This window comes from Mycobacterium sp. 852002-53434_SCH5985345 (genome assembly GCF_001667155.1).
Taxonomy (GTDB): domain Bacteria; phylum Actinomycetota; class Actinomycetes; order Mycobacteriales; family Mycobacteriaceae; genus Mycobacterium.
In genome coordinates this window covers 132,550-145,830 of sequence record NZ_LZIE01000028.1, presented here as the reverse complement: position 1 = coordinate 145,830, position 13,281 = coordinate 132,550, and the positions used below count along the sequence as shown (strand labels likewise).

The following is a 13,281-nucleotide window of genomic DNA, read 5'->3' as shown; positions in this document are numbered from 1 at the left end:
GCGACGCGACCTTCAATGATACCGGGATGGCCGGGCAATCCCGACTAAAGTCGGCAGGCGTGAGCCGCCGTCCCCGCCCGCAGCCGTGTCGTTGGTGCGGTCGAGACGTGTCCGACGCCGGGATGGGACGGCGACGCCAGTACTGCCGCCAGTCGTGCCGGCAGCGGGCATACGAACAACGCGCCTCGTTGACCCGTGGCGGCGCCGGGGCCTCACTGGCCTTGCCTCCCGACGCGGTGGTTCTCTCGGCCGACGACGCCGCCGACCTGTCCGACCGGGTCTACCAGGTGCGGTGCGCGGCCGAGGATGTCGCCACAGCCCTCGACGAGGGAGCGCAGGCGACCGAACTGCGCGAATTGTGCGACCAGCTGATCAGGGCCGCCCGGGCGGCAGACGGCTGGCGCCGGGTGGGCGTCTGAGCCGTCCTGACCACTGTCGATGCATAGCCGGGTACAGTCGCGCCATGGATGGCGCGTCAGTTGTATCCCGGCGTACCGGGGTCACGAGATGCCTCGACACCCGCGGGCGCGACGGCGCGTTCCGGATCCCCTGGGACAAGGCGTGCCTCACGCCGAAGCCGGTTCTCCTGTAGCAGCCGGGAGCATCGGACGTTTTGAAATACCGTCAGAGTTGGCCATACTCACCAGCGACATTCTTGGGCCGGAGAGCGGCACGGCATCGCATCGTGCAGCAAATTCCGTGACTCGGCGAGAGTCGCATCGAGGCAGCTGACGGCCAAGTTAGGCGAGAGGTAGTGATGGTGGATCAACTCCAGCATGCGACCGAAGCGCTGCGCAAAGCGCTGGTCCAGGTCGAGCGCCTGAAACGCACCAATCGTGCGCTGCTGGAGCGGTCGAGCGAGCCGATCGCGATCGTCGGTATGTCCTGCCGCTTCCCGGGCGGAGTCGAGACACCGGAAGAGCTGTGGCAGATGGTGGCCGACGGCCGCGATGTGATCACGGAGTTCCCCAACGATCGCGGCTGGGACCTGGCGAGCCTGTACGACCCCGACCCCGACGCCCGCCACAAGACATACGCGCGGACCGGCGGTTTCGTGGACGGTGTCGCCGACTTCGATCCGGCGTTCTTCGGCATCGCGCCGAGCGAGGCGCTCGCGATGGACCCGCAACATCGGATGTTGCTGGAACTGTCGTGGGAGGCATTGGAAAGGGGCGGCATCGACCCCAGCGGGCTGCGGGGCAGCGCGACCGGCGTGTTCGCCGGGCTCATCGTCCAGGGCTACGGCATGCTCGCCGAGGAGATCGAGGGCTACCGGCTGACCGGCATGACATCCAGCGTCGCTTCCGGTCGGGTGTCGTATGTGCTGGGGCTCGAGGGCCCGGCGGTGTCGGTGGACACTGCGTGTTCGTCGTCGTTGGTGGCGTTGCACATGGCGGTGCAGTCCTTGCGTTCGGGGGAGTGCGATCTGGCGCTGGCCGGCGGCGCGACCGTCAACGCGACCCCGACGGTCTTCGTCGAATTCAGCCGCCACCGGGGGTTGGCCCCCGACGGACGGTCCAAGGCTTACGCCGGAGCGGCCGACGGCGTCGGCTGGTCGGAGGGCGGCGCGATGCTCGTCGTCGAGCGGCTCTCGGATGCCCGGCGGTTGGGTCATCCGGTGCTGGCGCTGGTGCGCGGCTCGGCGGTCAATCAGGACGGTGCATCCAACGGGCTGACCGCGCCGAACGGTCCGTCGCAGCAGCGGGTGGTGCGTGCGGCGCTGGCCAATGCCGGTTTGTCGGCGGCCGACGTCGACGTGGTGGAAGGCCACGGAACCGGAACCACGTTGGGCGACCCCATCGAGGCCCAGGCGTTGTTGGCCACGTACGGCCAGGACCGGTCCGAGCCGCTGTGGCTGGGGTCGATCAAGTCGAACATGGGTCACACGCAGGCCGCGGCGGGCGTGGCCGGTGTGATCAAGATGGTGCAGGCCATGCGGCACGAAATGTTGCCGGCGACATTGCATGTGGACATGCCCAGCCCGCATGTCGATTGGTCGGCGGGAGCGGTCTCGTTGCTGACCGAGGCGCAGCCGTGGCCGGCGAGTCGGCGCGTGCAACGGGCGGGCGTGTCGTCGTTCGGGATCAGCGGCACGAATGCACACGTGATCATCGAGGCGGTCCCGTCGCCCGAGCCGCTGGCGGACCGCCCGCAGCCCGTTGCGGTGCCGTGGGTGGTGTCGGCAAAATCGTTGCCGGCGTTGAGGTCTCAGGCGGCCCGGCTCGCCGGACATCTGCGCGGCCATGGCGAGCTGGACGTCGCCGACGTGGCCTGGACGCTGGCGGGGCGCGCGACCTTCGAGCATCGGGCCGTCGTGGTCGGTGGCGACCGGGAGCGGTTGCTCGCCGGGCTGGACGAGCTGGCCGGTGACGACCCGGCCGGCACGGTCATTCAGGGCAGCGCGGTGCCGGCGGGCAAGAACGTCTTCGTGTTCCCCGGCCAAGGTTCCCAATGGCTGGGCATGGGCATCGAATTGCTGGACACCGCACCGGTATTCGCGCAGCAGATCGACGCGTGCGCGGAGGCGTTCGCGGAATTCGTCGACTGGTCGCTGGTCGATGTCCTGCGTGGCGTCCCGGGCGCCCCCGGCATGGATCGCGTGGACGTGGTGCAGCCGGTGCTGTTCGCGGTGATGGTGTCGCTGGCAGAACTGTGGAAATCGGTCGGAGTCAACCCGGACGCGGTGATCGGCCATTCGCAGGGGGAGATCGCCGCGGCGTATGTCGCGGGCGCGCTGTCGCTGCGCGATGCCGCTCGGGTGGTCACGCTGCGCAGCAAGTTGTTGCGGTCGCTGGCCCACTCCGGTGGCATGCTCTCCATTGCTTGCAGCACCGAACGCGCACGGGAACTGTTGGCGCCCTATGGCAATCGCGTCAGCATCGCCGCCGTCAACGGCCGCTCGGCGGTAGTGGTATCGGGCGAGGTGGCCGCGCTTGACGAACTCGTCGGGTTCTGCGCCGACCTGGAGCTGCGCACTCGCAGGATCGACGTGGACTATGCGTCGCATTCGGTCGAGGTCGAGGCCATCCGGGATGAGCTGGCCGAGGCACTGGCCGGCATCGAGCCGAGTTCCTCCCGCATTGCCTTCTTTTCCACGGTGACCGGAAACCGTTTGGACACCGCCGGTTTGGATGCAGCGTACTGGTACCGCAACATCCGGCAAACCGTGCAGTTCGACCAAGCGGTGCGGGCCACATGCGAGCACGGGTATCGCACGTTCATCGAATCCAGTCCGCATCCCGCGCTCATCGCCGGCATAGAAGACACCGTGAACGACTGCCTGAAAAACTCGGTCGGCGACCCCGAGGTCATCGTGGTTCCCACCCTGGGCCGCGATGACGGCGGCCTCGAGCGGTTCGTCACGTCGGCCGCCGCCGCATTCGTGGCCGGTGTGAGCGTGCACTGGCGTGGTGTGTTGTCCGGGGCGGGCTTCGTGGAGCTGCCGACGTACGCCTTTGACCGGCGCAGGTTTTGGCTGTCCGGCGAGGGCATCGGAGCCGACGCCGCGGGCTTGGGGCTCGAGACCAGCAAGCATGCGTTGCTCAGCGCGGTCGTCGAGCTGCCGGCTTCCGACGGGGTGCTGCTGACGGGCCGTATGTCGCCCAGCCTGCAGGGGTGGCTGGCCGATCACGCGGTCTCCGGCGCGGCCGTGTTCCCGGGCGCGGGGTTTGTCGAGTTGGCGATCCGGGCCGGCGACGAAGTCGGCTGTTCGGTGGTCGACGAATTGACGCTGCAGGCGCCCCTGATGCTGCCTGCCTCCAGTTCGGTTGCCCTGCAGGTCGTCGTCGGTCCCAGTGACGATTCGGGACGGCGCGCAGTCTCGGTGTTTTCCCGCGCCGACGCCGGTTCGGGATGGATTTGTCACGCGGAGGGGGTCTTGAGCTCCCGATCGATCGAGCCCGGCGCCGATCTGTCAGTGTGGCCGCCCGAGGGCTCGGTCGCGGTGGACGTGGCCGACGGCTACGACCACCTGGCAGCGCATGGGTACGGCTACGGCCCGGCGTTCCGGGGATTGACCGCGACGTGGGTCCGCGGCGACCAGGTGTTCGCCGAGGTGCGACTGCCGGACGCGGCCGGAGGCGCCAGCGGGTTCGGCGTGCACCCGGCCCTGCTCGACGCGGCGATGCACGCCGTCATCATGGCCCAGCAGGCGGCGGGCCAGCCCGTCGATGTGATGTTGCCGTTCTCGTGGCAGGACGTCTCGCTGCACGCCGCGGGTGCGACCGCGGTCCGCGCCCGGATTGCGCCCACCAGCCGGGGCACACAGACCGGTGGGGGCGCCTCCATCTCGATCGAGCTCGCCGACGGGCTGGGCCTGCCGGTGTTGTCCGTGGGCGCGATGGTTGCCCGCCCGGTCAGTGAGCGGCAACTGCGCGCGGCGGTGTCGAGCTCGGGGCCCGAGCGACTGTTCGAACTGGCGTGGTCGCCGGCAACCGTGCCGGCCACGGCGAACCCGGCAGCGGCCTACGAGATTCTGGAATCGGTTGGCACCGAACAGGATCCGGTCACCGCAACGTATGAGCGTACCCACCGGGCGCTGGCCGCCGTGCAGTCGTGGCTGACCGAGCGCGACGCCGGTGTGTTGGTCGTGGTGACCCGCGGCGCCGTGGGATTGGCGGGGGAGGACGTCACCGATCTGCCCGGCGCGGCGGTATGGGGTCTGGTGCGCTCGGCGCAAACCGAGCATCCGGGTCGCATTGTCCTGGTGGATTCCGATGTGCCGCTGGATGCTCAGGCGGTCGCTTCAGTGCTCGCGGTCGGGGAGCCGCAGGTATTGCTGCGCAACGGTCAGGTCCATACGGGGCGGGTGCGGCCCAGCCGCGCGGTCGACGATCTCTTGGTTCCCCCGGACGAGGGACCCTGGCGCCTGGGTATCAGCAACGCCGGCACGTTCGAAAACCTGCGGCTGGAGCCGGTTCCCAACGCCGACGCGCCATTGGAGCCGGGTCAGGTTCGGGTGGCCTTGCGCGCTATCGCCGCCAACTTCCGCGACATCATGATCACCCTGGGCATGTTCACCCACGACGCGCTACTCGGCGGCGAAGGCGCCGGCGTGGTGGTCGAGGTCGGCCCGGGTGTCACCGAATTCGCCGTCGGCGACTCGGTTTACGGTTTCTTCCCCGACGGAAGCGGCACGTTGGTCGCCGGCGACGTACGCCTGCTGCAGCCTATGCCTGCGGACTGGTCATACGCCGAGGCCGCCGCCATCTCGGCCGTCTTCACCACCGCTTACATGGCCTTTGTCCACCTGGCCGATGTCAAGCCGGGCCAGCGGGTATTGGTGCATGCGGCCGCCGGCGGGGTCGGCATGGCCGCGGTCCAGTTGGGCCGGCATCTGGGTCTCGAGATATTCGCGACTGCCAGCCGGGGTAAGTGGGACACGTTGCGGGCCATGGGCTTCGACGACGACCACATCTCGGACTCCCGCAGCCTGGAGTTCGAGGACAAGTTCCGGGCGGTGACCGGTGGCCGCGGGATGGATGTGGTGCTGGATTCACTGGCCGGCGACTTCGTCGATGCCTCCCTGCGGCTGGTCGCCCCCGGCGGCGTGTTCTTGGAGATGGGCAAGACCGACATCCGCGATCCGGGCGTGATCGCCCAGGAATATCCGGGCGTGCGCTACCGCGCCTTCGACCTCTTCGAGCCCGGCCGTCCCCGCATGCATCAGTGGATGATCGAGTTGGCCGGGCTGTTCGACGCCGGTGTGCTGCGACCATTGCCGGTGACCACCTTCGACATTCGACGCGCCCGCGCGGCGTTGCGGTACCTGAGCCAGGCCCGCCACGTCGGCAAGGTAGTCATGACGGTTCCGGACACCTGGGCGGCCGGCACCGTGCTGATCACCGGTGGCACCGGAATGGCGGGTTCGACGCTGGCCCGCCACTTGGTCACGCGACACGGTGTGCGGAACGTGGTGTTGCTGAGTCGCAGTGGCCCTGATGCGCCGGGATCCGCCGAGTTGATCGCGGAATTGGAAGAAGCCGGTTGCCGGGTGCGCGCGGTCGCGTGCGACGCGGCCGACCGGGAGGCGCTGGCCGCGGCGATCGCCGATATTCCGGCGAGCGAACCGCTGACCGGGGTGATCCACGCCGCCGGTGTGCTCGACGACGCGGTCGTCACGTCGTTGACTCCGGACCGAGTCGATGCGGTGTTGCGCGCCAAGGTGGATGCAGCATGGAACCTGCACGAGCTCACTCGTGATCTCGACGTTTCGGCGTTCGTCATGTTCTCGTCCATGGCCGGCCTGGTCGGATCGTCGGGGCAGGGTAATTATGCGGCGGCCAACTCTTTCCTGGACGGGTTGGCCGCGCATCGGCGGGCCCTTGGGCTGCCCGCGGTCTCACTGGGATGGGGGCTGTGGGATCAGGCCAGCGCCATGACCGGTGGGCTGGACGCGGCCGACCTCGCCCGCCTCGGTCGCGACGGGATCCTGGCCCTGTCTTCGGACGAGGCGATGGAATTGTTCGACACCGCACTGATTGTCGACGAGCCGTTCATGGCGCCCGCCCGCATCGACCTGAACGCGTTGCGTGCTCACGCTGCCGCGGTGCCGCCGATGTTCGCCGACCTGGTCAACGCGCCGGCGCGGCGTCAGGTCGACGACTCGCTGGCTGCCGCGAAATCGAAATCGGCTCTGGCGCACCGTCTGCACGGGTTGCCAGAACCGGAACAGCACGCGGTACTCCTGGACCTGGTCCGCTCACACATCGCCACGGTGCTGGGTAACACCACGCCCGAAGCGATCGACCCGGACAAGGCGTTCCAGGATCTGGGCTTCGACTCACTGACCGCGGTCGAAATGCGTAACCGGCTGAAAACGGCTACCGGGCTGGCGCTTTCACCCACCCTCATCTTCGACTACCCGACACCGAACGGGTTGGCGGGCTACATCCGCAGCGAACTTGCCGGGGTGCCACAAGAAATCACTTCCGCCCCGGTCGTTCGCGCCGTCGGCGACGACCCGATTGTGATCGTCGGCATGTCGTGCCGCTATCCGGGCGGGGTGAATTCTCCCGACGATTTGTGGCAGATGCTCATCGAGCGCCGCGACGTGCTCTCGGAGTTCCCCTCCGACCGCGGTTGGGATCTGGCCGGCATTTACAGCCCGGATCCCGATGTTCCGGGCACCTGCTATACCCGCACCGGAGGCTTCGTAGACGGAGTCGCGGACTTCGACCCCGCCTTCTTCGGCATCGCGCCGAGTGAGGCGTTGGCCATGGATCCCCAGCAGCGGATGTTCCTCGAGCTGTCATGGGAAGCCTTGGAGCGGGCCGGGATTGAGCCCGGTGCGTTGCGGGGCAGCGCGACGGGCATGTTTGCCGGAGTCTACACGCAGGGCTACGGCATGGGCGCCGCCCCGGCCGCGGAGGGCTTCCGCCTGACCGGGCAGTCGTCGAGTGTCGCGTCGGGCCGAGTGTCGTATGTGCTGGGGCTGGAGGGGCCGGCGGTGTCGGTGGACACGGCTTGTTCGTCGTCGTTGGTGGCGTTGCACATGGCGGCGCAGTCGCTGCGCTCCGGCGAGTGCGACCTGGCGCTGGCCGGCGGCGTCACAGTGAACGCCACACCCGACATCTTCGTGGAGTTCAGCCGCATGCGCGGGTTGTCCGCGGATGGCCGGTGCAAGGCCTACGCGGGGGCAGCCGACGGCACCGGGTTCTCCGAAGGCGGCGGCATGCTCGTCCTCGAGCGCTTGTCGGATGCGCAGCGACTGGGTCACCCCGTGCTGGCGGTGGTGCGGGGTTCGGCGATCAACCAGGACGGCGCCTCCAACGGCTTGACCGCGCCCAACGGTCCGTCCCAGCAGCGAGTGGTGCGCGCCGCGCTGGCCAATGCCGGATTGTCCGCGGCCGAGGTCGACGTGGTCGAAGGCCACGGCACGGGAACCACGTTGGGCGATCCCATCGAGGCACAAGCGCTGCTGGCCACCTACGGGCAGGACCGCGGCGAGCCGCTGCTGTTGGGGTCGATCAAGTCGAACATGGGACACACGCAGGCCGCTGCCGGTGTGGCCGGGGTGATCAAGATGGTGCTGGCGATGCGTCACGACCTGCTGCCGGCGACGCTGCACGTCGACGAACCCAGCCCGCACGTCGACTGGTCGATGGGATCGGTGGCGTTGCTGACCGAGCCGCAGCCCTGGAGCGCGAAACGTCCGCGCCGCGCCGGCGTGTCGTCATTCGGGATCAGCGGCACCAACGCGCACGTGATCATCGAGGCCGCGCCCGTCGAGGCCGCGGCCGTGGTGGAACGCGCCACGGCGCCGGTGTTGCCGTGGGTGGTGTCGACGAAATCGTTGCCGGCGTTGGGCTCTCAGGCCGCGCGGCTCGCCGAGTACCTACGCCAGCGCGGTGACCTCGACGCCGGTGATGTGGCGTGGTCGTTGGCGGGCCGGTCGAACTTCGAGCATCGTGCCGTCGTCGTCGGTGGTGATCGCGAGCGGTTGCTGGCCGGCCTCGACGAGTTGGCCGGCGGTGAACTCGGATCGGTCGTCCAGGGCACGGTCACGCCCGGCGGTAAGACGGTCTTCGTCTTCCCCGGCCAGGGCGCCCAACTGCTCGGCATGGGCATGGGTTTGCACGCCGCCTACCCGGTGTTCGCCGAGGCGTTCAACACCGTCGTGGCCGAATTGGATCGGCATCTGCTGCGGCCGTTGCGCGAAGTCATGTGGGGCCACGACGAAAAGATCTTGAACACCACCGAATTCGCCCAGCCCGCGTTGTTCGCGGTGGAAGTCGCCCTGTTCCGGTTGCTCGAATCCTGGGGCGTCCACCCCGACTTCGTGCTGGGGCACTCGATCGGTGAGCTGTCGGCCGCGCACGTCGCCGGTGTCTTGTCGCTGGAGAACGCGGCGGTACTGGTCGCCGCTCGCGGCCGCTTCATGCAGGCCCTGCCCGAGGGTGGGGCGATGATCGCCGTGCAGGCCACGGAGGAGGAAGTGCGCCCGCTGCTGGTTCCCGGCGTCGGCATCGCCGCCGTCAACGGGCCGACGTCGGTGGTCATTTCAGGCGTCGAGGACACGGTATCCGCGATTGCGGGCCAACTTCGCGCCGACGGGCGCCGTGTCCACCAGTTGGCGGTGTCCCACGCGTTCCACTCACCGTTGATGGATCCGATGGTCGACGAATTCGGTACGGTCGCGGCCGGGCTGGCCATTGGCAGCCCGACGATACCGATCGTGTCGAACTTGACCGGCCAGCTTGCGGCCGACGACTTCGCTTCGGCGGCCTACTGGAAACGGCACATTCGCGAAGCCGTGCGGTTTGCCGACAGCGTGCGCTTCGTGCATTCGGCCGGCGCAAACCGCTTCCTCGAGGTCGGCCCCAGCAGCGGGCTGACGGCATCGATCGAAGAATCGCTCCCCGACGCTGCGGTGACAACCATGTCGGCGCTACGTAAGGACCGCCCGGAACCGGTGGCCCTGACCACCGCGGCCGCGCAGGGATTCGTCGCCGGCATGGACGTGGACTGGCGCGGCGCCATCGGCAAAGCCAATTTCGTGGAACTGCCCACCTACGCGTTCGAGCGCCGGCGGTTCTGGCTCTCCGGCGACGGTGCCACGGTCGACGCCGCGGGGTTGGGGCTCGCGCCCGGCGAGCACGCCCTGCTCGGTGCGGTGGTGGAACTGCCGGCGTCCGGCGGGGTGGTCTTGACGGGCCGGTTGTCGCCCAGTGCGCAGGGCTGGTTGGCCGACCACGCCGTGGGTGGCGTGGTGCTGTTTCCCGGTGCCGGATTCGTGGAGCTTGCGATCCGCGCCGGTGACGAAGTGGGCTGCGGCGTTGTCGATGAGCTGAATCTGGCGGCGCCGCTGGTATTGCCGGGCTCCGGGTCGGTCGCGGTGCAGGTCGTCGTCGGCGGCGTCGACGAATCGGGTGCCCGTGCGGTGTCGGTCTTTTCGCGTGCCGACGCGGGTTCAGGCTGGTCGTTGCACGCCGAGGGCGTCCTGCGTGCGGGCGAGGTGCAGCCGAGCGCGGACCTGTCGGTGTGGCCACCGATGGGTGCCACCGCGGTCGACGTCGGCGACGGCTATGAACGCCTGGCCCAGCGCGGATACGGCTACGGCCCCGCGTTCCGCGGCCTGACCTCGATGTGGCGTCGCGGTGACGAAGTGTTCGCGGAGGTGACCCTGCCCGCGGACACGGGGGTTTCGGCGGTCGGGTTCGGCGTCCACCCGGTGATGCTCGACGCGGCACTGCACGCGGTGATCTTGTCGTCCGATGGCGACGAACTGCCCGAAGGTTCGATGTTGGTGCCGTTCTCCTGGCAGCAGGTCTCGTTGCACGCCGCGGGCGCGACGGCGGTGCGGGCGCGGATCGTGCCGGTGAGTGATTCGGCGGTGTCGATCGAACTTGCGGACGGGTTGGGGCTGCCGGTGCTCTCGGTGGCGTCGATGGTGGCCCGGCCGGTGACCGACCAGCAGCTGCTGGCGGCGGTCTCGAGTTCGGGACCGGACCGGCTCTTCGAGGTCATCTGGTCGGCGCAGCGGTCGACGTCGGTGCAGCCTGTCGCGGTATCGCCTTGGAGCGCAACGGAATCAGGTGACTCCACGACGCAGCCGTCGGCGGTGGTCTTCGAATCGGTGCCGGTGGTTGACGATGTCGTGGCCGACGTCTACGCGGCCACGCGCGCGGTCCTGCCGGTGCTGCAATCCTGGCTGGCTCGCGACGGCGCGGGCACCCTGGTCGTGGCGACCCGCGGCGCGATGGCGTTGCCGGGGGAGGACGTCACCGATCTTGCGGGCGCGGCGGTGTGGGGACTGGTGCGCTCGGCGCAGACCGAGCACCCCGGCCGCATCGTGCTCGTCGACACCGATGGCCGGTTGGACGACGAGTCCGTCGGAGCGGCGTTGTCGGTGGGCGAGCCGCAGGTATTGCTGCGCGGCGGCGCGGTGTACACCGCGCGGGTGCATGGCAGTCGCGCCGTCGGTGGCCTGCTGGTCCCCCCGGCCGATGGGCCGTGGCGACTCGGTATGAGCAGTTACGGCACGTTCGAGAATCTGCGGTTGGAACGCATCCCGGACGCCGACGCCCCGCTGGCGCCCGGGCAGGTTCGGGTCGCCCTCTCGGCCCTGGCCGCCAACTTCCGCGACGTGATGATCGCGCTGGGGCTCTACCCGGACCCGGACGCCGTCATGGGCATCGAGGCATCCGGCGTTGTCATCGAAACAGGTCCGGACAGTGGACGTTTCGCGGTCGGCGACCGCGTGATGGGCCTGTTCCCCGATGGCACGGGCACGATCGGCAGGACCGACCAGCGCCTGCTCGCCAAGGTGCCGGTTGGATGGTCGCACACCGCGGCCGCCACCACGACGGTGGTGTTCGCCACCGCCTTCTACGCGCTGGTGGACCTGGCCACCGCCAAGCGGGGCCAGCGGGTGCTCGTGCATGCCGCCACCGGTGGGGTGGGAATGGCCGCGGTGCAGCTGGCCCGCCACCTGGGCCTGGAAGTGTTCGCCACCGCCAGCCGCGGTAAGTGGGACACATTGCGGGCCATGGGTTTTGACGAGAATCACATCTCGGATTCCCGCAGCCTGGATTTCGAGGACAAGTTCCGGTCGGTCACCGGTGGGCGCGGCATGGACCTGGTGCTGGACTCGCTGTCCGGCGACTTCGTCGACGCTTCCCTTCGACTGGTCGCCCCCGGCGGCGTGTTCCTGGAGATGGGCAAGACCGACATGCGCGAGCCGGAAGCGGTGGCTCAGGGACACCCCGGTGTTCGCTACCGCGCCTTCGATCTGTTCGAGGCCGGGCCGGACCGGATCGCGCAGATACTCGACGAGCTGGCCACATTGTTCGGTGACGACGTGCTGCGGCCGTTGCCGGTGACCAGGTTCGACGTGCGCCGCGCGCCGGCTGCGCTGAGATATCTGAGTCAGGCCCGCCACGTGGGCAAGGTCGTCATGACCATGCCGGACGCCTGGGCGGCCGGCACTGTATTGATCACCGGCGCCACCGGGATGGCGGGTTCGGCATTGGCCCGCCACGTGGTCACGCGCCACGACGCACGGAACCTGGTGTTGGTGAGCCGGCGCGGTCTCGACGCGCCGGGCGCCGCCGAACTGGTGACGGAACTCAACGCCGCCGGCGCGCAGGTGCAGGTGGTGGCGTGTGACGCCGCCGACCGCGAGGCACTGGCCAAGGTGATCGCCGATATTCCGGTGCAACGGCCGCTGTCGGGTGTGATCCACGCAGCCGGCGTAGTCGACGACGCGGTGATCTCATCGCTCACTCCCGAGCGGGTGGAGGCGGTGTTGCGGGCCAAGGTCGATGCCGCATGGAACCTGCACGAGCTGACCCGTGACCTCGATGTGTCTGCGTTCGTGATGTTTTCGTCGATGGCGGGACTGGCGGGAGCGTCGGGTCAGGCCAACTACGCGGCGGCGAACTCGTTCCTCGATGGGTTGGCCGTGCACCGGCGCACGCACGGGCTGCCCGCGATGTCGCTGGCCTGGGGTCTGTGGGATCAGGCCAGCGCGATGACCGGAGCGCTCGGTGCCGCCGATCGTGCCCGGTTCGGCCGCGACGGAATCGTCGCGATGTCCTCCGACGAGGCGCTCGAACTGATGGACACCGCGCTCATCGTGGACGAGCCGTTCCTGTTGCCCGCCCACATCGACCTTGCCGCCTTGCGGGTCAAGTTCGACGGCGGGACGCTACCGCCGATGTTCGTCGATCTGATCAACGCGCCGACCCGGCGGCAGGTCGACGACTCGCTGGCCGCGGCGAAGTCGAAATCGGCTCTGCTGCAGCGCCTCGAAGGGCTGCCCGAGGACGAGCAACAGGCGGTTCTGCTGGACTTGGTGCGTGCCAACATCGCCACCGTCCTCGGCAACTCCAGCCCAGAGTCCATCGATCCGGACCGCGCATTCCAGGAGCTGGGTTTCGACTCGCTGACCGCGGTGGAGATGCGCAACCGGCTGAAATCAGCCACCGGCTTGGCGCTGTCGCCGACGCTGATCTTCGACTATCCGAACTCCGCCGCGCTGGCCGGTTACATGCATCGGGAACTCGTCGGTGCGGCCGAGCAACAGAGTCCCGCCGCCGCGCCCGGGGAAGCCGAAATCCAGCGCGCCGTCGGGTCGATCCCGGTCAAGCGCCTGCGACAGGCAGGGGTGCTGGAGCTGTTGCTCGCGTTGGCGAACGAGGCCGACGGCGGTCGAGCTGACGGACAGTCGCCGGCCGCCCCGGTGACCTCGGAGAAGGACATCGCGGACATGGACCTCGAGGATCTGGTCAACGCGGCGCTGATGGACGACGACGAATAGCCATGAATTTGCACAGGGCC

2 protein-coding genes are annotated in these 13,281 nt (G+C 69.0%); both read left to right on the top strand.

Features of this window, described 5'->3' with window-relative positions; all coding sequences use genetic code 11:
• The first annotated feature begins 59 nt into the window (after positions 1-59).
• Entirely contained in the window at positions 60-419 is a 360-nt protein-coding gene (locus tag A5756_RS06165) for a hypothetical protein (protein ID WP_082975613.1), read from the top strand.
• Positions 420-757: 338 nt separating this feature from the next.
• Complete coding sequence (locus A5756_RS06160; RefSeq protein ID WP_066948960.1) at positions 758-13,261, top strand: type I polyketide synthase; 12,504 nt, start codon at positions 758-760, stop codon at positions 13,259-13,261.
• Positions 13,262-13,281: the final 20 nt, after the last annotated feature.

What these genes read in the sequence shown, in the direction of transcription:
- A5756_RS06160 (WP_066948960.1), top strand. Translation starts at nt 758, where the DNA reads ATGGTGGATCAACTCCAGCATGCGACCGAAGCGCTGCGCAAAGCGCTG.